Below are 22,691 nucleotides of genomic sequence, written 5' to 3'. Positions count from 1 at the left end.
AATTGTTATAATGAGGAAAAAGATCATTTTTCAGGAAGGATGAAATAGATGGACGTTCTCTACTCCGCACTATTAGGCATGTTTCTTTATTTTCCGGAAGACAAAAGTGAATATATTCCCGCAGGCATTACCTGTGTCATCTTTTTGATTGCAGCTGGGTTTACGATGAGGGCCATCATCAGATACTCGAAGAAAGAAGAATTGAAGACGAAGAAGTTCGAGGAGGAAGTGACGAAAAGAAACCGGCATCTACAAGATGATTCCCTTTCTTGAACGGCTTTGTGCTTCTGACTACCTCGTTTTAGCAAAACGGGAATACTTTAGAAAAAAATGAAACAAATAAACTAGTTCCCATTTTGGCATAAGCATTTTATACTATAAGCTATAGAGAGAGAGTTTTGGGGGCGGAAAGTGTTATGCAAATCATAGCGAAGAGAATGATTGCGACAGATACGGTCAAGAGCTTCTTCATGGAACATTGGGAGACGACTCAAGTCGTCTTTTCAATCGGCATGTTCCATTATGCGGAACTCGATGGATTTGCGGTAATGGATGGGGATGAGAAAATCACGGGAATGGTCACGTATAAAGTGCTGAATCAACAATGTGAAATCATTTCCCTGAACAGTGAGCATGAGAATCAGGGCGTGGGCTCATCCTTACTTTATGTGATTGAGAATATCGCCAAGGAAAAGAATTGCCACTCCATTAAAGCCATTACCACGAATGATAATTTACAGGCTTTGAAGTTCTTTCAAAAACGTGGGTATGTCATTTCCGAGATTGTGAGGAATGCCGTGGAAGAATCAAGAAAGACAAAACCGGAAATCCCGTTTTACAGCTCCGATGGCATTCCAATACGGGATGAAATCATTCTCGAAAAACTAGTTTAAATAGGAGGAATGGATATGTTTAAGAAAATGGCAGCAGATGCTCTGGGTCTCAGTGATATAGGAAGTGTGATTAAGCCTGCTGATTATGATAAGGTCGATGCTGATGATTACATCATGCATGAAGATGACGAGAAAATTTATTTCTTGATTAAATCGAAAACGGATGAATATTGCTTCACGAACCAAGCGTTCATCCATCTCGACGGAACAAGTGCCATCAGCAAGAAACGGATGCTGACCAGATATAGCTATAGCCAGTATGAGTTTTCGCATGTGACATTAGAAACCGCTGGTACCGTCGATTTAGATGCTGAGATTAAATTCTCGATCGGTGCTAAAACCTTCTCGATTGACGTGCATAAGAAATTCATCGAGGAATTGAAGGATCTATTTAAATCACTCGTTAAAATTTCGGAAATTTGCCATGAGAATGCCTATGCCCTTCAATTTGCGCAACAAAGCGTAAATTTGGCCTCATCGACATTGAATCAAGTCCGTACAGATGGCAGCCAAATGGTGTCCAGCTTCAAGGATATCAATGCCGCTGCGTTTGACTGGTTGATGGATAGCCGCAAGAAGTACCATGTGAAAGATTTCGGGTATGTGTTCGAAAAATATATCAATAATTAATATCCACAATCCATACAAAAGCGGACACAGCGATGTGTCCGCTTTTTCGTTTAGTTATTGAGGTCATTCAAACCTGGAGCATGTTCACTAGGCATGTCCGGCATCTCTGGAACTGGAAATCCTTTAGGTGGTTCCATGACAGAAAGATTGCCGCCATTACGGCTTGGTGTCTCCCCTTGGAATACTTCGCCGATCTGGGTTTGGTCAAGCCTGAAGTTGAATTGGGCATTATGGTAGCCCAAATCTACATATTTCCGGCATTCCGGATATTTATTCAGGTCATAATTTGGGACAGGGAAGATTTTACCCCAATCCACTCCCAGTGTTTCTAAAGCCTTTGCAAACGCATTTTGATGGGCGTTGTCACGTACCATGAGGAACGCAATGGTTTCACGCAAGGTTTTATTGGAGCTCATTTCATAAATTCTCGATTTTTGGAGTACCCCCGTCGATTCAAGCATCACATTGTTTAAAAGGTTGGCAATTAAGTTTCCATGATCGTATACCCATGACCCATTCCAAGGGTTACCTCCCGCGTCTACGGGAAGGGAAGCTTTGGCACCGATGATAAAATGGTGGGGGTTCGCACCAGACTGAATCACTTCCTCAAGTGGTGCACCATTCGGACCTGAATTTCCCGGTAGATTTCCACCCGCTTCATTTAGCAGCTGATTGATTGTGGTCTGAACAAGCTCTACATGGCTTAGCTCCTCTATAAAAATGCCGCGTATTAAATCTCTATATTTTTTTTCCTTACCACGGAAGTTGGCGCTTTGAAACGAAAACTGCATCAACGTACGCATCTCTCCGAATTGGCCACCGAGCGCTTCTTGAAGGACTTTTGCAGCATGTGGATCCGGTTTGTCCGGTACGATCATATTAATTAGATCCTCTTTATAAAAATACAATGATTAGCCTCCTTTAAGATTTGGTATCATTAGTTAGTTTTTGCAGGATTGTTCAATTTATTCTCGAGGGAAAAAATACCTTTATGGAATGCGCCAAAGAGAGAAATACTAGGGAAAGGTTGATTATGAAAGGGTGTTGCATATGCTATCCAATCAGCAACTAAATAGCTTCCAACAGCAACTTCAGCAAACGAAGCACCGGTTGGGAGAGCAATTAGAGGAATCTTACGCACTTGGCTTAAGAAAGAACGTACGAAATTGGACAGGGGAACTATCCGTGTATGATAACCATCCGGCGGATCAAGGAACGGAATTATTCGAACGTGAAAAAGATTTGGCACTTGGGGAGCATTATCGTGATGAAATCAGGGATATCGATCGAGCGCTTAAGGCCATTGATGAAGGGAATTATGGAAAATGTGAGGTTTGTTCGAAGGAGATTCCGCTTGAAAGGCTGAATATTGTTCCGACCACGACTTTTTGTGTGGAGCATAGCCCATCTCAAGAGACTTCCCATAATCGTCCGGTCGAAGAGGAGGTGCTTGGTCCAAGCTTCGCCACATATGATTGTGATGGGACGAGCTCTGTCGGATATGATGCGGAAGATAGCTGGCAAGACGTAGCTAGATATGGTACATCGGAGACGCCTTCCGACTTTGCCTATCCACCAAGTGATTATGAGGATACGTATATCGATTCGTCTGAAAATGTAGGATTCGTCGAGAACTATGAGAATATAGCCGGTGTGGATCTATATGGGGAAAACTTAACGGTTTATCATAACGTCCAATACCAGGAAATAGAAGATGATTTAATAGAAGAGGATACTCAGACTCCCTTTGGAGATTTGCCGCGTTATGAAAAAGCTCCGTATGTCGAGGAAGAAAACCAATAGCCAAAAGCAAAGAACCAGGCAATTCGCCTGGTTCTTTGTCTGTTTTATGAAAAAGCCAGTTTGAGACGAGTTAATCCATCTTGCAGCAGGCTGAGTGAACAGCCGATATTCATCCGGACAAATCCTTCTCCGCCTGCACCATATTTTGTTCCAGGCTCTAAGGCGATTTTTCCTTTATGGATCAGTCGTTCTTGTATTTCCTTATCGGAAAGACCGAGTTCGCGACAGTCAATCCATAGGAGGTAAGAGGCATCAGGATGCATGACGCGAAGGGAAGGAATTTCAGCAGAAATGAACGCCTCGGCCACTTTAACATTTTCTTCAATATACTCAATCAAATCGGTGAGCCAACTAAGCCCATCCCGGTAGGCGGCTTCCATGGCCGTTAAGGCAAAAATATTCAAACCGTGAAAGGCCTGTCTTGTTTGGGCATTCTGCAGTTTGATCTGGAGCTCTTTATTGCTGGTAATCAAGAACGAGGCCTGGAGACCAGCGATATTGAACGTTTTGCTTGGTGCCATTAACGTGACCGTGATATCGGCTAACTTGTCCGCCAATGAAGCGATAGGATGATGCATGGCTGTTGAGTGAAAGAGGTCTGCGTGGATCTCATCGCTGACAATGGTGACATGATGGGCCAAGCAAAGTTCCCCGATGCGCAATAACTCCTCCTTTGTCCAAATGCGACCGCCAGGATTATGGGGGCTGCAAAGGAGGAATAGCTTAACGCCGGTCTTCAACTTTTCCTCAAAATCTTCAAAGTCGATGGCAAATCCGTTAGCTTCCAAGAGAAGGGGACTATTGACCACTTCCCGTCCATTGTTTTTAATCATGTCGAAGAAAGGGGTATAGACAGGAGATTGCACCAGAATCTTATCCCCAGGTTCCGTAAAGGCCTGAATGGTGGAACCGATGGCTGAAACGACGCCAGAACTGAATGTGATCATGTCTTTTGTGATGGACCATTGATGCCGGTCTTTCACCCATTTTTGAATCTCGCCGTACACCGACTCTGAAGGGACGGTATATCCGAAGACCGGATGATTCGCTCGTTCGATTAATGCTTTTTGAATAGGTTCAGGAGAAGGAAAATCCATATCGGCCACCCACATAGGCAGGACGTCTTCCCTGCCATACAATGATGTAAGGGCCATTTTGTCCCACTTAACAGAACCGGTATGTTCCCTACTGATGTGTTCATCAAAAATAGATCTGTTCAATATATTCACCGCCAAATCATTTTTTTTCATGCCCTGTTAACGTCTTAACGAAAAGATACTTGTTATGATACTATGATAACATGTTCTTTCCGAAATTATGGAGCAGGTGATTATAATGGATACACAACAAATGAATATAGCGTTTGTGGCTACTTTGCAAGAATGGGATCCGTATGGGATTGGCGGGGAATTATATGAACCGGAGATTGCCGACACGGTCGTGGCCTTACGCGATATAGATGACCTTCAGGAACTGGCGGAAAAAATCAAGTCCATCTACGAATTTGCATTTGATGAACCCGTCCAGTTGGAACGGTGTCTACAGGTTGCACAAAAACTGCTGATCATCAAAAATGATGCCAGCTGCTCGATTTAAAGAAAAGGGATGACTCCGAATTCGGGTCATCCCTCTTTATATGGTTTCGTCTATTCGTCTAAAAACTCCTTGATTAACTGATACACTTCTTCGGGTTTCTCCTCCGGAAGTAAATGGCCCGTGTTTTCCATGACAATGAGCTTGGAATTGGGGAGGTCTTCATGTAGTCTTCTTCCAATGTCGAGCGGAACCACTCGATCATACCGCCCCCAAACAAGCAGGCAGGGCGTATCGATTGAATGAAGTTGTTCGGATGATAAATCGCTTTCCTTATCACGTAACATCCTTCCTAAGGCACGAAATATATCATGCTTCTTCATGAAAGGATCGAGATAGCCCTGGCGCATTTCATCGTCGATCATCGTCTGATTATGGACGACATTCCTTAGATTCTTTTCGATGCCGGACCTTTGGAGATATCCCTTTACCCCAAATGAAAAGAAAGGGAAGTAGCTGAGCATCTTCATCTTTCTCGGGAAGCTTGGCTCGTACCCGGATCCGGCAAGAAGGACGGCGCGCTCGACCAGGCCAGGATAAGCTTTGATGAGTTGCAAGGAAACCTGTCCACCCATGGAATGCGCAATGATGCTGAACTTCTTGATGTTCTTTTCTTCCAAAAGCTGTACGACGGAACCTGCGATGTTCCGGAAAGAGTATGTATAGCGATTAGTTTTCCCACTTTGACCGAATGGAGGCAAGTCTATCGAGATGACATTATAGTCTTTCGTTAAATGGGGTATCAGTTTCCGGAAGCTAAAGCTTGATGATAAAAACCCATGGATTAATACCAGGGTGGGGAAAGAGTCATGAACATGAATGTGTTCATAATACATATCGATATCCCCGATCTGCTCAATGTCTTTCTTTACGTAACTTTCCATATTCGTGTTCTCCTCTACCATTCCTAAGCAAAATAAGAAGCTACTGCTGTTGCTTATCTTCCTTAGTTTTAAATAATTTCCTCTTTATCCTGTTACATAACAATACCAGAAATTATCCCCATTAAAAAATACAATTACTATAACAGATATTACGTGAACTTTGGTATAATAGTGTAAGTTTATCCTGACAGAATAGAACTTATTAATTTAATCGTGTCATACATGCCTTTAAACAAGGCTTTAAAAGGAAATTGATCGGGCTTTCTGCCAGCCAAACCATCATGTCTACATTTATGAATTCTAATAGGGAGGTTTTCCAATGCATTTGAATGAAGGGGAATTGGAAGTCTTAAGAATCATTGAAAATAACAGCCGGATCGATCAGAAGGATTTGGCTAAAATGACCGAGTTATCTGAAGCGGACATTGAAGCAACGTTGAAGAAATTGGAAGATATGCGTGTGATTGTACGTTACTTGACCGTGATTAACTGGGCAAAAGTAGATGAATATCACGGTGTGACAGCCATGATCGATGTTAAAGTAACCCCAAAACGCGGAGTTGGTTTCGATGAAGTCGCCAAACGTATATATCGATTCAAAGAAGTGGAGTCCGTTTATTTGATGTCCGGTGCGTATGACCTTTCCGTCATCGTGGAAGGTCGTTCAATGAATGAAGTGGCAAGGTTTGTATCGGAAAAACTTTCGACGCTCGATTCTGTCATTTCCACGACAACTCACTTTATTATGAAGAAATATAAGCATGATGGGACAATTTTTGAACAAACAGAAGAAGACAGAAGGATAGTGGTATCACCATGATTAAAACGAGTTTCGTGTCAAAAACGGTTTCAGAGCTAAAACCATCGGGTATCCGTCGATTTTTCGACTTGGCTGCCAATCTAGAAGGAGTCGTTTCACTTGGAGTGGGAGAACCGGACTTCGTTACATCCTGGGCAGTCCGGGAAGCGGCAATCAACTCATTGGAAGAAGGATACACCTCTTATACAGCTAATGCCGGCTTGATGGAATTGAGGCAGGAAATCAGTGGATATATGAAAAAGCAGTTTGAGGTTTCGTATGATCCCGAGAATCAAATCATTGTTACGGTGGGTGCAAGTCAGGCCCTCGACATTGCCCTTAGGACAATCTTGAATCCTGGTGAGGAAGTCATCGTCGTCGAACCTTGTTTCGTTGCCTATGCACCATTGGTAACGATGGCAGGAGGGGTGCCGGTCACTGTCCAAACTTCCAGGGAGCATGACTTTAAGTTAATGCCGGAGCAACTCGAAGCGGTCATCACACCAAGGACGAAGGCAATCTTGATTTGTTCGCCGAATAACCCGACTGGAACTCAGTTAGAGAAATCGGAGTTGGCAGCACTTGCTGAAATCATCAAAAAGCATGATTTATTAGTCCTTTCCGATGAGATTTATGCGGAGCTTGCATATGATGAGAAATATACGTCATTTGCCGCCATCGACGGCATGCTTGAGCGTACGATCGTCATCAACGGGTTCTCTAAAGCGTTTGCGATGACTGGATGGCGTCTTGGATTTGTATGTGCGCCTCCGGAAATTTCCGCAGCGATGCTCAAAGTCCATCAATACGCGATGATGTGCGCTCCGACCATGGCACAGTTTGCAGCATTGGAAGCTTTGAAGAATGGAATGCAAGATGTGGAAGATATGCGCCGCAGCTACAGAGGAAGACGCAACTATATCGTAAAGTCATTTAACGAAATCGGTCTGGACTGCCATAATCCAGGCGGAGCTTTTTATGCCTTCCCATCCATTGAGAAAACGGGCATGACTTCCATGGAGTTCGCAGAAAAACTGCTGACTGAAGAACTTGTGGCCGTGGTACCGGGAGATGTTTTCGGGGAAAGTGGTGAGGGGCATATCCGTTGTTCTTATGCTTCTTCCATGGAACAGCTTCAGGAAGCCATTAAAAGAATGGATCGGTTCATGCAGAAATATAGCAAGTACTAAAACCCCATACGCAAAAAAATAGGGATTCGCCGTAATATACGGCGAATCCCTATCCATAGGGGGAATTAGAAAAAAGAGTTAATCTTAATGGATTAACATAGAAAGTGTTAATCATAGTATATCCAGTTTATAGAAATTAATACGCCTGATATGGATATTTTTACAATTTAGTTTGTGTGTTATATAAATGATGCATGATATTTAAAATTTGTTCTTCACTGAAATCTTTCGCGGTACGGAGGATGAGCTTAGCCTGTTTGAGTCCAATTTCCTGAATGAGTTCTTCCATTTCTTCATCCAAACCGGAAGCATTCGCAACGGGACCATTTTGGATTAGCTCTGAGGCAGGGATATCAAGAACGGTGGAAAGCCGTAAAATGGTCTGGGTATCAGGCGTGACTTCCCCTGATTCATACATTTCAATTTTTTTGGTGCCCATACGCAGTTTCAAAGCCAGTTCTTGTTGAGTGAGATTATGATCTTCCCGGTATTGCCGAATATTCTTTGCGATATTTGACATGTCAATCACTCCTTTTTCAGGAAATAGTAGTAATAAGGTCATTTTACCATATTTTAACTTGTACACAGTGGGAATGATATGGATATTTTGTGAAAAGAAAACGCCGCATCGATTACCGATGCGGCGTTTTGAATGAAGGAAACATTACTTGTCAAATAGACCGATTGAACTCAAAAAGACGACGAGTATCGCTACCGGAACGATATAGCGAATGAGAAAGTACCAAAGTTTAAAGAAAGAGAATCCTGGGCTTGCCCCCATTTCGAACTCTTTCTGAACTTGGAGCCTTTTCATCTGATAGCCAATGAAAAGAGAAATGAATAAGGCTCCGATAGGCAAGGCGATGTTGCTTGTCACATAATCAGCGAGGTCGAAGAAGGTCAAGTTGAAAATCTTCACATCGGAGAGTACGCCAAATGATAATGCGCTTGGAATCCCGATCACGAAAACAACAAGGCCGGCTATCCATGAAGATTTCCGGCGCTTCCGAGCATCGCCCTTTATCATGGATGCTACGATGATTTCCAGAATGGAGAACGCTGAAGTAAGCGTAGCGAATAATAATAATACGAAGAAAATCGCCATGAAAATGCCACCGAATGTAATTTCATTAAAGACCGCAGGCAACACGACAAAGACGAGTCCTGGTCCACTTGAAGGATCGAAACCAAGGGCAAATACGGCCGGGAAAATGACCAAGCCCGCCAATAAGGAAATGAAAATATTCAACCCGACTACGGATAATGCCGATTTTGTAATATTATCATTCTTACTTAAGTACGAAGCATAGGTGACCATCACGGAAATACCTACACTCAGTGCAAAGAAGGATTGTCCTAGCGCTAATAAAATCGTCTGCTCCGTCAAGGAGGAGAAATCCGGTTTCAAAAAGAAACGGATACCTTCCATCGCACCTTCAAGTGTCATGGAACGAACGAGAAGGACAAGAAAAAGGACGAATAGGGAAGGCATCATGTACTTATTGGCCTTTTCGATCCCTTTGGATACGCCACCTTGTACGACCCAAATCGTCAAGACCATGAAAAGAAGCTGCGCAATGACCGTTTCATAAGGACTGCTGATAACGATATTGAAAAGGCCACTGTATTCCGATTGGGTTAAATTTGATAGGGACCCGGTAAAGCTTCTCCATAAATAGGAAAGGATCCAGCCACCGACAACACTATAGAAGGAAAGTAAGATGATGGATGCAAGAACGCCACCATATCCTAATAACACCCAGGGTTTACCTGGTGAAATGTGCTTGTAGGCCCGAATGGCATCTTTTTGTGCATTCCGGCCGATGGTGAATTCGGCGATGAGTAAGGGTGTGCCGATCATGAGGGTGAAAATCACGAAAAAAAGGAAAAAGGCGCCGCCTCCATTTGTCCCTGTCATATATGGAAACTTCCAGATGGCACCCAAACCAATAGCGGACCCAGCCGCTGCCAGAATGAATCCGATTTTGGAAGACCATTGCTCTTGTTTTGCCATGGTGAAAAACTCCTTTAGAGGTATAGAAATACGTGAATGTAGAGATAAACATTTTCTCATCTTACTACGATTAATCTGGATTGGGTAGTTTTTTGTTATGCTAATTTTTTGAAATATTAGTGATTGAAAAAAGGGGGACAAAGAATTAAATGAAAACTTTTAGGATAAGTTATAAATAATAGCCATATATCGAAATGGACACTCAATTACAAAATTTTTACGTTTTAGCGGAAAAAGTATGGTATACTTAACTTTGATTATTTCCAGCTCTGTGATATAATTTTGTATTGCGTGAAAAGCCGAAAAAATATATATAAAATAGGAGTGTTACCATGTCTGAAAAATTCGAAATTGGTGCAGTAGTTACTGGTAAGGTAACTGGTATTCAACCTTACGGTGCATTTGTTGCTTTAGATGATTCAACTCAAGGATTAGTTCATATTTCTGAAATCACTCACGGGTTCGTAAAAGATATTAACGAACATTTAAAAGTGGGCGATGAAGTGAAAGTTAAAGTACTTTCAATCGATTCAAAAGCTGGAAAAATCGGCTTATCAATCCGCGCAACAGAAGAAGCTCCTGAGCGTACTGAAGCTCCTAAGAAAGCTCCAAAAAAACGCCAAGCATCTGTTAAAGCAACATCACACATCGAGTCTACTGAAGGATTCAACTCTTTAAAAGATAAACTTCAAGCGTGGATCGATCAATCTGAACGCGAAGACTTAATCAAAAAATAATTTTTTTAACCGGATGGTCTTAGGACCATCCGGTTTTTTTATTATTCTTCAATAATTGATAAAGCCGGGACATGTTTCATGGACCGGCTTTATTTTATACATATTTTCTTTTAGCGATTCATTGAGTTGGTTTTGTTTCAGTTTCACGAGACGTTTGGGGACTTGGCTTGAAGAGAAGACCAAGATTGATAAGCCCGGCGATTCCCACTAAGCCATAAACGATGCGAGCCAAAGCAGCATCTTGTCCGCCGAATATCGCTGCGACTAGATCGAACTGAAAAAATCCAATTAGTCCCCAGTTGATGGCTCCGATGATTGTTAAAACAAGTGCCGTTTTTTGTAATCCACTCATTGTATAGCCTCCTTTTTTATAAGCATCTTTCTTTACTTATCATGCTTTTTGAAGATAATTATATACACCCCAGAAAAAACTTCTAAACGGATATTTTGTATTTATATGGAATGTTCGTCATAATGAAGGGATAAAATATCCATTGCTGCAGTGGCATGGGGCTGCTGAAAAAAAGGCAATGCAAAAGGAGATTATATATATTGGAAAATTACACGTATAAGAATCCTACTAAGATCATCTTTGGTAGAAACCAATTGAAAAGCATAAAAGAGGAAATTCCTGCCTACGGAAAGAAAGTGTTGCTCGTCTACGGTGGCGGAAGCATCAAGAAAAACGGGCTGTATGATAAAGTGATGGAGGAATTGAAAGAAATCCAGGTGGAAGTATATGAACTGGCAGGAGTTGAACCAAACCCAAGGATCACGACTGTCCGTAAAGGTGTGGAGTTGTGTAAGGAACATCAAATCGACTTCGTGCTAGCGGTAGGCGGCGGAAGTGTCATCGATGCAACAAAAGGCATCGTTGCGGGTGCGAAGTATGAAGGAGACGCTTGGGATCTTGTCACCAAAAAGGCTCCCGTCAAAGAAGCCCTTCCTTTTGGGACAATCCTTACGATTGCTGCAACCGGTTCTGAAGCGAATTCGGGTTCGGTCATTACGAATTGGGAAACGAAAGAGAAATACGGATGGGGAAGTCCTTTGTTATTTCCTAAATTCTCGGTCCTTGATCCTGAAAATACTTTTTCACTTCCAAAAAATCAAACCGTCTATGGCATGGTCGATATGATGTCACATGTTTTCGAAACGTATTTCCATCAAGAAACGCATGCTCCGCTTCAGGACCGCTTTTGTGAATCACTTCTGGTGACGGTCATGGAAACGGCTCCAAAGTTATTGGAAGATCTCGAGGATTATGAAAATCGTGCTACGATTTTGTATGCGGGCAATGTGGCGTTAAATGGTTCACTGGGAGTAGGATATCTTGGCGATTGGGCCACTCATAATATTGAACATGCCGTCTCTGCGGTCTATGATATTCCCCATGCGGGAGGCCTGGCAATATTATTCCCTAATTGGATGAAACATGTGCTCCATGAAAATGTCGAGCGGTTCAAACAAGTTGCCGTCCGTGTCTTTCAGGTCGACCCAGAGGGCAAATCCAGTGAAGAGGTTGCGCTTGAGGGAATTGAACGCCTTCAGTCATTCTGGAGCAGCTTAGGGGCCCCGTCGCGTCTTGCAGATTACGATATCGACGATTCACAACTTGAAGTCATTGCCGATAAAGCGATGAGCAATGGAGAATTCGGTCGGTTTAAAGTATTGAATCGCGAAGATGTCCTTGCGATTCTACGTGCTTCATTATAAGAACCTTACGATAGGCTCCCACTATTCGATAGTGGGAGTTTTTTCTAAAAGACTTAGCGATTTCTTGATTCTGCTAAATACATCAGATAAAGTAAAAGGGTAACCAAAGAATAAAGGAGGAATTGGCATGTCCCATCTACATTTCGATTATTCAAAAGCTCTACCGTTTTTCGGAAAGCACGAAATGACCTATTTACAGGATGCTGTAAAAGTGGCACATCATTCTCTACACGAACAGACCGGTGCGGGCAATGAATTTCTGGGCTGGGTTGATTTACCGAAGGATTATGATAAAGAAGAGTTCTCCAGGATCAAGAAAGCTGCCGCCAAAATAAAAGAAGATTCGGACGTCCTGTTGGTCATCGGAATCGGTGGTTCGTATTTAGGAGCACGTGCAGCCATTGAAATGCTGCAACATAGTTTCTATAACCTTTTGCCTTCTGATAAGAGAAACACTCCGCAAATCATATTCGTTGGTAACAACATAAGTTCTACATATATGCAAGATGTCATGGACGTATTGGTCGACAAGGACTTTTCAATCAATGTGATTTCCAAATCGGGCACAACGACGGAGCCTGCCCTTGCGTTCCGGATTTTCCGTAAGCTTCTCGAGCAAAAGTATGGTCCAGAAGCAGCGAAAGGCCGTATCTTCGCGACTACCGATAAAGAAAAGGGCGCATTAAAGACAGTGGCCACGGAAGAGGGATTTGAAACGTTCGTCATTCCGGATGATGTCGGTGGAAGGTATTCTGTACTTACTGCAGTGGGCTTGCTTCCGATTGCTGTAAGTGGTGCGGATATAGATCAAGTGATGGAAGGGGCGGAGAGCGCTAGAGCGGACTTCAGTTCATCGGAGCTTTCCGAGAACCAGGCTTATCAATACGCGGCCGTCCGTAACGTCCTTTATAATAAGGGGAAAACCATTGAAATGTTGATCAACTATGAACCTGGTCTGCAATATTTCTCAGAGTGGTGGAAGCAGTTGTTCGGCGAAAGTGAAGGGAAGGACCAGAAAGGGATTTTCCCGGCAGCCGCCAACTTCTCTACGGACCTGCATTCGATGGGGCAGTATGTACAGGAAGGGCGACGCGACCTTTTCGAAACGGTCATCAAAGTGGAAGAGGCACGTCATGAAATCTCGATTGAAGCAGCAGAAAATGATTTAGATGGTTTGAATTATCTGGCTGGTGAAACCGTACAATTCGTCAATAACAAGGCATTTGAAGGTACCTTATTGGCTCATACGGATGGCGGTGTTCCTAACCTGATTGTTTCCGTACCAAAACTGGATGCCTTCACATTCGGCTACCTTGTTTATTTCTTTGAGAAGGCTTGCGCGATGAGCGGCTATCTGTTGGGGGTCAATCCGTTTGATCAGCCTGGGGTCGAAGCTTACAAGGTGAATATGTTTGCCCTGCTAGGAAAACCAGGGTATGAAGAGAAAAAGGCGGAACTCGAACAGCGTTTATAAAATTAAGTGAAGAAGGCATCATGCTGGACTAGATTGTCCACGCATGATGCCTTTATTATCGGCTTAAGAAAAGGTTAAGAAAAAAGGTTGATAATGTAATCCAATACCTAGAAAATAAACAAAAAGATCGCCTGGAAATCAGTGACGAAGCCAATTTGTTTTTTACCCAATCGAAAGAGGATAGTGATCAATAGGGGTTATTTTAAGACTTTTGGGTAAGCTAATTATTAAAATTAGCAAAAGAGGTTTTTAACATGATTGAAATATCTTCTAAATTGGAAGGGAAAACCTTTGGATTATTCGATTTGGAAACGAAGCTTAAACCAGAAGGGTATATGATTGGTGGTGGTTGGGATTATGACCACGGCACCTTCGATTTCAAAATGGACGACAAAGATGGCTATCAGTTTTTGCGTGTTCCCTTCAAAGCTGTGGATGGGTCACTTGATACTGACGGGGCCATGGTTGAAATCATGACGCCGTATTTATTATCTCATAAGTATGAAGATGGCATCGACCGCGAGGGAAATATCGGGAATCTCTCCGCTTCATTTAATCAATTTGCCGAGCCGGAAGACCCCGATGCTGAATTTCCTCAGGAATATATTGCGTATGGGAAATCCCTCGTTCGGGACCTTGAAAAAATCTTATTGGATTAACGATCGATGATGAGCAAGATATCATTTTGATGGATGATTGCATCTGCAGGAGGCTTGATACGTGTCTCGCCTCCTGAAATGATGCCAACCAAGAGAATATCCTTATCTAATAATGTAATCCCCAATTGTTTGAATGTTTGCCCGTTCCAATCGAATTGGACGGGCATCTGTTCAATCTTTAAACCATTTTCGGTGGCCGAATTTTCTTCTTCCCGCTTTTCCATGCCTCTCCATAAACATTCCTGCATATAATCACTCGCAAACTTATTTGTTTCGATAATGGCATCTGCTCCCGCACGTAATGCATTTTCCTTCTGTTCCTGCGTTAAAATTTCAACAAGACAATATACATGAGGGTTCAGTCCTTTTATAGCCAGTAAAGCCAACACGGTGAACATGTCGGTCTGCAGTTCGTTTTGTTGGAGATCGGCAGTGATGAGGACCCGTGCCGCCTGTTTAATATTGGCCTGTTGCAAAACGGAATCCAAACTGGCTTTCCCTTGGACAAAATGTATATTCGTCCGTGGCAAAGGGTGCTTGGTCAATGTGTCGTCAATCAAGACAATATATTGGTTATGCATGCGTTCATGAATGTTCTTGATGATTCGTTTTGAACGTCCATTCCAGCCGATGATAATAAAGTGACCGGTGCCGCTAAACTCCTTTCTTCCGGAAAGGAATTGTTGGTCGCTTGAGATGGACATTTTGGCGATGTAGGCAAAATAAGAAGTGATGAGCCCGACACCCGATAAGATGAGAAGCATCCCGAGGATTCTCCCAAACTTCGTAAGTGGGGTGAAATCCCCATATCCAACGGTCGATATCGTGACGATTGCCCACCAAATTCCCTCGAATATGGAAGGGAAATTATCAGGCTCGACTAGATGAATCAGCCAACCGAATACAAGTAAAAATAGGATGATGGTCAAAAATAGTTTGAGTAAACGTGGAGACCTTTTAAAAGTGTTGCTGAACGGATTGATTCGGATCATGTTATCCCCCCTACGACAGTCCTTTTAGTATGGACAAAATGGACTGAACTCATAAGGAGTTAACGGATATATATAGAAGTTCTAGTAAGAACATGAGATCAAATACATGATAAAAACCTTCCGTGACCTGACGGAAGGTTTTTATCATGTGGAGTCACGTATCCAGAAAAGGACTTCATGCTCAATACTTGATGATATGCGAGGACCACATGGTTTTTGCAAAAAAATATGAAAATCCCTCAGACCCGTCGTCGGACATTGAAGTTCTCACTGATGAGCAACCAGTTTTGCGGGAAGGCAAGGCCTAGCTTCCAGTAACTCATTCCTCTAAGGTTCAATTCTTTGATCAAATCGAACTTTGCTTGAATGGACCGGGCATCTTCAAACCAGACCTCATGCTCCTTCCCATCTGCATCCGTGTAATTGAAATGGGGCGCCTGCGCTTTCTCATCGTATTCTATGGATACATTGTTCGCGGCAGCAATCTGGATGGCCTGCTGAGGGCTAATCGCTTTGGCGATGGAGCCCTGGACAAAAGGCAATGTCCAATCATATCCGTATAGGTTCTGGCCCATCAGAATCTTATTGGCCGGCATTTCGGTGATGGCATATTCCAGTACGTCCCGAACCGGTCCTAGCGGGGATACCGCCTGTGCTGGACCGCCGCTGTATCCCCATTCGTACGTCATGATGATCACGAAGTCGACAATTTCACCATGTGCCTTATAGTCATGTGCCTCATACCAGCCACCTTTTTGCTCTGCACTGGTTTTTGGTGCAAGTGCCGTCGAGATGAACCAACCTTCTTTTTTGAAACGATCCCTTGCTTTACGTAAGAATTGGTTATAGGCATTTTTATCGGACGGGCGGAGAAACTCAAAGTCAAAGTGAATATCCCTGAATCCATATTTCTTGGCTGTGGTCACAATGTTGTTTAGGAACTTATTCTGCACGGAGGTGTTCGTCAGGATGATCCGACCAAGTTCATCACTGAATTGATCGTTTTCCTGATTGGTGATGACCATCATGAGGACATTCTTGTTTTCTTTTGCAATGGTGGGAAAGTTATTGAGCAACGGTTCCTTTAAGGTGCCATCTCGCAGTGCCTGAAAGCTGAATGGCGCTAAGTATGTCAAATAAGGCGCGGCTTCCTGAGCAGCTGTTTCAAGGGCAGGAGCGACTGTTGTACCACGGGGCTCGACATAGCCGTTGAATTCAGCAGTCCGTTTTTTTCGGGCAGGAATATATAGGCGGTACCCCACGGATAAGGAGTCCTGATCGGAAATGCCATTGATCCTCGCTAATTCTTGATAGGGTACATCCACTTTTTGAGCAATCGAAAATAAAGTGTCACCAGGCTGGACAAAATAATAGCTGCCGACGATTGGAATGACAATGGCCTGCCCGATGACAAGATTATTTGGGTTAGGAATTTTATTTGATTCAACGAGCCGGTCAACGCTCACGCTATATGTTTGGGCGATGCCAAATAACGTTTGGCCAGGCCTAACCACATGAATTTGCACGTCTTTTCCCCCTTACTGAAAGTTTCCTAACAGTTTATGAGCATAGGAAGAAATTCATGATAGCGAGCGAAGAAGTTATCTTCATAAAGTTACGATTATTCAATAAATTGGAAAACATAATTGGAGGGGGAGATGTAAATAAATATATATAAGGAGGTGAGAAACACATGGCAAACAACAATAGCAGTAATCAACTAGTAGTAGCTGGTGCAGAACAAGCTCTAGAGCAAATGAAGTATGAAATTGCTTCTGAATTCGGTGTAAACCTTGGTGCAGACACAACATCACGTGCTAATGGATCAGTTGGTGGAGAAATTACAAAACGTTTAGTGCAAATGGCTGAACAACAATTAGGCGGATCGACTCGTTAATAACTGAATAAACATGGATTGAAAGAGGAGGGGAATGTTCCCCTTCTCTTTCACATTTTATTTAGCTGACATGCCTTTCAGAGTCGTGATGGCTTTCTCAGGAAAATCGGTCATGATGACATCGACTCCCCATTTGACTAGCCGCTCGATATCTTCTGGTTTATTGGCCACCCAAGGGCGGACTTTGTATCCAAGTTTCCTCGCAGTGGCATGAATGGAAGGGGTCAGGCTATTTTTGTCAGGATGAAAGCCAGCTTCTTTTTTCTCGGCTAAAATTTCCTCGACGTTTGCTGGCAATCCCTCGAATAATAAAGCCCGCTCCAATTCCGGGGCCAGCGTCTTTACGTTTTCAATCGATTGATGATTGAAAGAAGAAAGAATCACTCGATTTTCCATGTGATGCTGCCGGATTAAACCCACAACTTTTTTTTCGATGCCTTCGTAAGGGAGCTTATCTGTTTTAAGCTCAATATTCATCCACAATGTATGTTCCTTCGCCCATTCGAAAATTTCACCTAAGAATGGAATCTTCTCACCATGGAATTCCTCGGAAAATTTGCTTCCCGCATCCGCTGATTTTAACTCTTCTGCGGAGAAATCCTTTACATACCCGGAAAGAGTGGTCGTCCGGTCAAGTGTTTCATCATGGATGATTACCAATTCCCCATCCGAACTGAGGTGGACATCGAACTCGATGCCATCCGCCCCGACTCGTAGTGCTTCTTTGAATGCAATCATCGTATTTTCAGGATGCGTTCCTTTGGATCCACGGTGGGCATAGATTTGGGTGTTTTTCACATGCATCACTCCTTTTTCTGAAAAGAAGAACCTTGAATCTATGATACATGTATCTCTTCTTTCTTTCAGCAATGATTAATAGACAATATTTTAAACAACGAGTAAAATACAATGGTATTTCCATTTACAAGCGGAGAAATAATGAGGTGAAAACAATGAATATATGGGAAATTTTTGTGGCCGTTATCCTTGGCCTTGTGGAAGGCCTGACGGAGTTTGCACCAGTATCTTCTACGGGGCATATGATCATAGTTGATGATCTATGGCTGAAATCTACCGAAATATTTGGTAGTGAAGTAGCGAATGCATTCAAGGTCGTCATTCAACTGGGATCGATACTGGCTGTTGTTGTGCTCTTTTGGGGGCGGTTCATGGACTTGCTCGGATTACGAAAGATGAAGAACCCCTCTGCCGTGGCAGGGAAAAAGTTGAATTTGCTTCAAATCATCGTAGGGTTGCTGCCTGCGGCCGTATTAGGTTTATTGTTCGAAGATTATATTGATGACCATTTATTCACTGTAAAGACGGTAATCGTCGGATTATTCCTCGGTGCTTTGCTGATGATTGCAGCGGATAGGTTCCGACCGAAATTGACAGCCGAAACGGTTGATCAAATTACTTATAAACAAGCCTTAGGTGTCGGGTTGATACAATGTCTAGCCCTTTGGCCAGGCTTCTCCCGTTCGGGTTCCACCATATCAGGCGGCGTACTGCTGGGGATGAGTTACCGTGCAGCTTCCGATTTCACGTTTATCATGGCTGTGCCTATCATGGCAGGAGCCAGTTTGCTGAAAATCGTAAAATACTGGGAGTACTTTACGCCTGACGTGTTACCATTCTTTATCGCAGGGTTTATCAGTGCCTTCATATTTGCGTTATTCTGCATACGTTTCTTCCTATTATTGATTAATAAAGTGAAGTTGACGCCATTTGCTATTTATCGTATGGTCTTAGCCATTATCCTGTTATTTATTGTTTGGTAAGAAGCAGGGTTTAACAAAATGAAAAGAAAAAGGCAGAAATGTTGCGACATCAACATTTCTGCCTTTTTTCGTGGCTTAGCGAGCACAAAAGAATGTTAATGTTATATTCATATTGGATTAAATCTCTATATAAGGATAAAGATATGAATCTGAGGACCTTGTATGCATCATTCCATCGATATCGAAACCATAAATGAAATAACTGAAGATAGAATGGAATTATACGAAATATTATATGTATAATTAACTAAATCATTCGTCTTAAGTCATTTTAAAGTATGAAAACTTGAATTTATAAAAAAAATAATTCGTAATTTAGTGAAAATGAAGAAAAGTTAAAATAATTATGAAAACGGATACAATATAGAGATAACAAGGCCTGTAACATCAGATTGATTATTTAGATTATTCGATAAACTATTCTTGTATATTTTTCGTGGTATAATTTTTCTGAGAAAATAGAAGGTGTGTACACGGAAGGAGGACATTATGTGAATGATCAATTGAAAAAAACGATTGGCTTTTGGGTTGGAACATCTATAGTAGTGGGTACAGTCATAGGCTCTGGTATTTTCATGAAGCCGGGAGTGGTACTTGAGTTAAGTGGTAATTCAACGATGTCCTTATTGGCTTGGCTGATTGGTGGCTTGATTACGCTGGCAAGTGGATTGACAATCGCCGAAGTGAGTACACGAATTCCTAAAACGGGCGGTTTATATGCGTATTTAGAAGAAGTGTATGGAAAGTTGTGGGGCTTTCTTTGCGGTTGGGTTCAAACGCTAGTTTATGGACCTGCAGTAATGGGCGCACTTTGTTTATACTTTGGTGCGTTGGTGGCCGGTTTATTTAATATATCCATGGATTATACAATGGGTATTGGAATAATCACGATTGTCTTTTTGACGGCCATGAACTTGTTGGGGACGAAATATGGCGGGTTGATCCAAACCGTTTCAACGGTTGCCAAATTGATTCCAATCGTCTTCATAGCTGTGTTCGGCATGGCTCAAGGTGAGATGCCCGTTTTCAACATGGATGTTGAAACGACGGTGAAGGTGAGTATGGCAGGGGCCATTCTTGCAACACTTTGGGCGTATGATGGCTGGATCAATGTCGGCTTTATGGCTGGTGAGATGAAGAATCCACAGAAGACATTACCTCGGGCCATCATCACGGGGATAGTCGTGGTCATGGTAGCCTATTTAGCTGTAAACCTGGCCATGCTACACGTTCTGGGCCCTGATGGAATCATTGCGAATGGAACGAATTCCGCTAATGTTGCAGCCACCGTTCTTTTTGGCGAGCTAGGCGGAAAATTAATTGCAATCGGAATCTTGATTTCAATCTTCGGTTGCCTGAACGGCAAGCTTCTAACCTTCCCAAGGATTACACTTGCGATGGCTGAGGATAAGATGGTTCCTGGTCATAAACAGATAAGGAAGATATCACCTAGATTCAGGACACCTGTCAATGCCACGATTCTACAAGTGGTCATTGCGATCATCATGATGATTGTGACAGATCCGGATAAGCTATCGAATATGGCGATATTCTCTGTCTTTTCTTTTTATGGGCTAGCCTTCTTTGCAGTCTTCATTCTACGTAAAAAAGATCCGGATGCAAAAACGTATAAAGTGCCGCTTTATCCGTTCATCCCTATCCTGGCAATTATCGGTGCGGTATACATAGTGCTTAGCACATTAATCGATACACCGATGGATGCCCTCTACTCCATAATTATTTTGATAATCGGCTTACCTGTATATTGGCTGATGGTCAAGAGTGAGCGGAAGGATAGACAAGTTCATTAACGATTTTCCATCCCTTCACGGTATCTGTGAAGGGACTTTTTTATGCCTGGCAATCCCATGGGCCTGCTCCTTATTCGTAAAATAGACAATTGAGTTCAGACGTATTAACATAAGAAATAAGGAATTGAAAGGTCTGAGCAGAATTGAATTATATTGAACCTGCGGGTAAATCATTTCGGAAAACGATTTTGGCTTTATTTCTTGGAAGCTTTGTAACATTTGCAGATCTATATAGTACGCAACCGGTCATACCGGTTTTTGCGAAGCAGTTTGGGGTTTCTCCACCAATGGCAAGTCTTACGTTGTCTTTTGCAACCGGGACGCTCTCCATATGCCTATTGCTGGTTTCTTTTTTTTCGGAAAGCATTGATCGAAAGAAGATAATGGGTGTAGCCCTGACCATGTCTGCTTTGCTGTCGATCAGTGTCAGTTTTGTCCAGGATGACATCTACCTGTTGATTGCCATCCGGGCGGTTCAAGGGGCAGTCCTTGCAGGGTTCCCGGCAATCGCCATGGCTTATATCAATGAAGAATTCCATCCGAAAAGCCTGGGGTATGTGATGGGCATCTACGTTAGTGGGTCGTCAATTGGAGGGCTGGCAGGGAGATTGATTGTCGGGGTGTTGACGGATCACTACTCATGGAATGTAGCGATTGGAAGTCTTGGCGTTTTAAGCTTACTTATCAGCTTGTTCTTTTGGTGGATGCTGCCTTCCTCTCAGCATGTCACGCACACGAACATGTCTGTGAAGAGAATGATAGAATCCTTACGACATAACATGAAGAATCCACAATTATTATGGCTATTTGGCATGGCTTTCTTATTAATGGGTTCCTTTGTCACCGTTTATAACTTCGTGGGGATTCCCTTGATGGAGCCGCCTTATCAATTATCACAAACACTGATCGGTTTCATTTTCCTTATCTATCTCGTCGGGACCTTCAGCTCGACTTGGATGGGGAAGCTCGCTGACCGCTATAGCCGGGGACGCGTGTTACTAACCGGGATACTGATCATGCTAGCAGGGGCCCTCCTGACCTTGGCAGTTCCTCTATCGATGAAAATATTGGGATTGGCTCTTTTCACCTTTGGTTTTTTTGGGGCCCATTCGATTGCGAGTGGTTGGGTCGGAAGGTTGGCGGATAAAAACGAGAAGGCCCAAGCCTCGGCTCTGTACCTTTTCTTCTATTATGGAGGATCCAGTATAGTGGGGGCCACGGGCGGTATATTCTTAATCCGGTTCGGCTGGGGAGGAGTCATTTCCGTTGTATCCATCTTGATCATTTTGGCGGCCATTTGTATATGGATGTTGAAAAAGGTAAAATAAAAGAGGAAAACAAAGTCTCTTTTCTATCATATTTACTAGGTTTCTGAATATAATCTATTGAAAAAGGATAGTAAGTAATAGATTGATAAAAAGAAGGGGTAATAGATAGAGTGAAACGAAAAACAGTAATCCTAGGTGGTTTAATAGCCGTTTTAATCATATTATTGGTTGTATATTTAACAGGTCCAGGCCGGTTGGACAAAGTGGTGATCGTCGAGAAGTACTACCCTCATTTTTCCGATGGCAAGGCGATTGGCTTTAAGACGAATGAAGTCATTAACGTGAGCAAAACAGAAGAGGGTTCGAATTGCGCAATGAAATTCGATAACGGAAAGATATTGGAAATAGATTGTGACCGGTATTTATCCTATAAAGTAGATGAAACGGTCTATATCTCTTCGGACGGTGATGAAGTCAAGACTATCCAAAGGAAAAGATAGCGCCGTTCTTAAATAAGTGAATAGTAGAATAGAAAGCTGATTTTGTCCTT

General features: G+C 42.7%; 25 protein-coding genes. 16 read left to right on the top strand and 9 right to left on the bottom strand.

Annotated elements, in window-relative coordinates; genetic code table 11:
• The first annotated feature begins 48 nt into the window (after nt 1-48).
• From AC503W_RS18270 to AC503W_RS18260, 3 genes are all read left to right on the top strand, one after another.
• Nucleotides 49-273, top strand: coding sequence for a hypothetical protein (locus tag AC503W_RS18270; protein WP_402871085.1), 225 nt, complete (start codon nt 49-51; stop codon nt 271-273).
• Nucleotides 274-416: 143 nt separating this feature from the next.
• The gene (locus tag AC503W_RS18265) at nt 417-893 is read left to right on the top strand and encodes a GNAT family N-acetyltransferase (protein WP_402871088.1); all 477 of its coding nucleotides are present in this window, start codon (nt 417-419) and stop codon (nt 891-893) included.
• Nucleotides 894-908: 15 nt separating this feature from the next.
• The gene (locus tag AC503W_RS18260) at nt 909-1,523 is read left to right on the top strand and encodes a PH domain-containing protein (protein ID WP_402954285.1); all 615 of its coding nucleotides are present in this window, start codon (nt 909-911) and stop codon (nt 1,521-1,523) included.
• A gap of 50 nt (nt 1,524-1,573) precedes the next feature.
• Here AC503W_RS18260 and AC503W_RS18255 read toward each other — a convergent pair whose 3' ends face one another.
• On the bottom strand, nt 1,574-2,431 hold the full coding sequence (locus AC503W_RS18255) for a manganese catalase family protein (protein ID WP_402871092.1): 858 nt from the start codon (nt 2,429-2,431) through the stop codon (nt 1,574-1,576).
• Between the two features lie 142 nt (nt 2,432-2,573).
• Here AC503W_RS18255 and AC503W_RS18250 point away from each other — a divergent pair, with 142 nt between their 5' ends.
• The gene (locus tag AC503W_RS18250) at nt 2,574-3,326 is read left to right on the top strand and encodes a TraR/DksA C4-type zinc finger protein (RefSeq protein ID WP_402954282.1); all 753 of its coding nucleotides are present in this window, start codon (nt 2,574-2,576) and stop codon (nt 3,324-3,326) included.
• A gap of 44 nt (nt 3,327-3,370) precedes the next feature.
• Here the strand turns inward: AC503W_RS18250 and AC503W_RS18245 are convergent, their stop codons facing one another.
• Entirely contained in the window at nt 3,371-4,576 is a 1,206-nt protein-coding gene (locus tag AC503W_RS18245; protein WP_494915334.1) for a MalY/PatB family protein, read from the bottom strand.
• An 85-nt stretch (nt 4,577-4,661) separates the two neighbouring features.
• Between AC503W_RS18245 and AC503W_RS18240 the strand changes: the two genes are divergently transcribed.
• Nucleotides 4,662-4,922, top strand: coding sequence for a DUF1871 family protein (locus AC503W_RS18240; protein WP_402954276.1), 261 nt, complete (start codon nt 4,662-4,664; stop codon nt 4,920-4,922).
• A 50-nt stretch (nt 4,923-4,972) separates the two neighbouring features.
• On the opposite strand, the gene AC503W_RS18235 is transcribed toward AC503W_RS18240, so the two are convergent.
• Nucleotides 4,973-5,803: an alpha/beta fold hydrolase gene (locus tag AC503W_RS18235; protein ID WP_402871103.1), complete on the bottom strand. Its 831-nt coding sequence runs from the start codon at nt 5,801-5,803 to the stop codon at nt 4,973-4,975.
• 319 nt (nt 5,804-6,122) lie between these two features.
• Between AC503W_RS18235 and AC503W_RS18230 the strand changes: the two genes are divergently transcribed.
• Nucleotides 6,123-6,623 carry an Lrp/AsnC family transcriptional regulator gene (locus AC503W_RS18230; RefSeq protein WP_402871106.1) on the top strand — a complete coding sequence of 167 codons (501 nt, stop codon included), beginning with the start codon at nt 6,123-6,125 and terminating at the stop codon, nt 6,621-6,623.
• Nucleotides 6,620-7,792, top strand: a complete 1,173-nt coding sequence (locus AC503W_RS18225; RefSeq protein WP_402954273.1) for an aminotransferase — start codon at nt 6,620-6,622, stop codon at nt 7,790-7,792. Before AC503W_RS18230 ends, AC503W_RS18225 begins: the two co-directional genes overlap by 4 nt.
• A gap of 160 nt (nt 7,793-7,952) precedes the next feature.
• On the opposite strand, the gene AC503W_RS18220 is transcribed toward AC503W_RS18225, so the two are convergent.
• A complete protein-coding gene (locus AC503W_RS18220) occupies nt 7,953-8,312 on the bottom strand; it encodes a helix-turn-helix domain-containing protein (protein WP_402954270.1) in 360 nt (119 codons plus the stop codon).
• 144 nt (nt 8,313-8,456) lie between these two features.
• Complete coding sequence (locus AC503W_RS18215) at nt 8,457-9,806, bottom strand: sodium-dependent transporter (protein ID WP_494915331.1); 1,350 nt, start codon at nt 9,804-9,806, stop codon at nt 8,457-8,459.
• 332 nt (nt 9,807-10,138) lie between these two features.
• On the opposite strand from AC503W_RS18215, the gene yugI reads away from it, so the two are divergent.
• Nucleotides 10,139-10,543, top strand: coding sequence for a S1 domain-containing post-transcriptional regulator GSP13 (gene yugI, locus AC503W_RS18210; RefSeq protein ID WP_402871118.1), 405 nt, complete (start codon nt 10,139-10,141; stop codon nt 10,541-10,543).
• A 118-nt stretch (nt 10,544-10,661) separates the two neighbouring features.
• Here the strand turns inward: yugI and AC503W_RS18205 are convergent, their stop codons facing one another.
• Nucleotides 10,662-10,895 carry a DUF378 domain-containing protein gene (locus AC503W_RS18205; protein WP_402871121.1) on the bottom strand — a complete coding sequence of 78 codons (234 nt, stop codon included), beginning with the start codon at nt 10,893-10,895 and terminating at the stop codon, nt 10,662-10,664.
• Nucleotides 10,896-11,095: 200 nt separating this feature from the next.
• On the opposite strand from AC503W_RS18205, the gene AC503W_RS18200 reads away from it, so the two are divergent.
• The 3 genes from AC503W_RS18200 to AC503W_RS18190 all read left to right on the top strand — a co-directional run bounded on the left by AC503W_RS18200 (nt 11,096) and on the right by AC503W_RS18190 (nt 14,392).
• Nucleotides 11,096-12,259, top strand: a complete 1,164-nt coding sequence (locus tag AC503W_RS18200; protein ID WP_402954264.1) for an iron-containing alcohol dehydrogenase — start codon at nt 11,096-11,098, stop codon at nt 12,257-12,259.
• A gap of 127 nt (nt 12,260-12,386) precedes the next feature.
• The gene (locus AC503W_RS18195) at nt 12,387-13,733 is read left to right on the top strand and encodes a glucose-6-phosphate isomerase (RefSeq protein ID WP_402989946.1); all 1,347 of its coding nucleotides are present in this window, start codon (nt 12,387-12,389) and stop codon (nt 13,731-13,733) included.
• Nucleotides 13,734-13,987: 254 nt separating this feature from the next.
• Nucleotides 13,988-14,392 carry a YugN-like family protein gene (locus AC503W_RS18190; RefSeq protein WP_402871129.1) on the top strand — a complete coding sequence of 135 codons (405 nt, stop codon included), beginning with the start codon at nt 13,988-13,990 and terminating at the stop codon, nt 14,390-14,392.
• Here the strand turns inward: AC503W_RS18190 and AC503W_RS18185 are convergent.
• Complete coding sequence (locus AC503W_RS18185; RefSeq protein WP_402954255.1) at nt 14,389-15,384, bottom strand: potassium channel family protein; 996 nt, start codon at nt 15,382-15,384, stop codon at nt 14,389-14,391. The genes AC503W_RS18190 and AC503W_RS18185 overlap by 4 nt on opposite strands.
• A 239-nt stretch (nt 15,385-15,623) precedes the next feature.
• Nucleotides 15,624-16,910 (bottom strand): glycoside hydrolase family 18 protein, encoded by a 1,287-nt coding sequence (locus AC503W_RS18180; RefSeq protein WP_494915329.1) that lies wholly within the window; start codon nt 16,908-16,910, stop codon nt 15,624-15,626.
• Nucleotides 16,911-17,077: 167 nt separating this feature from the next.
• Here AC503W_RS18180 and AC503W_RS18175 point away from each other — a divergent pair, with 167 nt between their 5' ends.
• Nucleotides 17,078-17,281, top strand: a complete 204-nt coding sequence (locus AC503W_RS18175; protein ID WP_402871137.1) for an alpha/beta-type small acid-soluble spore protein — start codon at nt 17,078-17,080, stop codon at nt 17,279-17,281.
• Nucleotides 17,282-17,338: 57 nt separating this feature from the next.
• On the opposite strand, the gene AC503W_RS18170 is transcribed toward AC503W_RS18175, so the two are convergent.
• Nucleotides 17,339-18,079 (bottom strand): glycerophosphodiester phosphodiesterase, encoded by a 741-nt coding sequence (locus AC503W_RS18170; protein WP_427685680.1) that lies wholly within the window; start codon nt 18,077-18,079, stop codon nt 17,339-17,341.
• A 155-nt stretch (nt 18,080-18,234) separates the two neighbouring features.
• Between AC503W_RS18170 and AC503W_RS18165 the strand changes: the two genes are divergently transcribed.
• The 4 genes from AC503W_RS18165 (at nt 18,235) to AC503W_RS18150 (ending at nt 22,641) form a co-directional block, all read left to right on the top strand.
• On the top strand, nt 18,235-19,062 hold the full coding sequence (locus AC503W_RS18165; protein ID WP_402871142.1) for an undecaprenyl-diphosphate phosphatase: 828 nt from the start codon (nt 18,235-18,237) through the stop codon (nt 19,060-19,062).
• Nucleotides 19,063-19,553: 491 nt separating this feature from the next.
• Entirely contained in the window at nt 19,554-20,873 is a 1,320-nt protein-coding gene (locus tag AC503W_RS18160) for an APC family permease (protein ID WP_402871145.1), read from the top strand.
• A gap of 143 nt (nt 20,874-21,016) precedes the next feature.
• Nucleotides 21,017-22,201, top strand: a complete 1,185-nt coding sequence (locus AC503W_RS18155; RefSeq protein ID WP_427685678.1) for an MFS transporter — start codon at nt 21,017-21,019, stop codon at nt 22,199-22,201.
• A 110-nt stretch (nt 22,202-22,311) separates the two neighbouring features.
• Complete coding sequence (locus tag AC503W_RS18150) at nt 22,312-22,641, top strand: hypothetical protein (protein ID WP_402871149.1); 330 nt, start codon at nt 22,312-22,314, stop codon at nt 22,639-22,641.
• Nucleotides 22,642-22,691: the final 50 nt, after the last annotated feature.

It is taken from the genome of Peribacillus suis, from assembly GCF_059384845.1.
The sequence above is the reverse complement of the archived record's forward strand: the minus strand, read 5'-3'. Positions and strand labels throughout refer to the sequence as shown.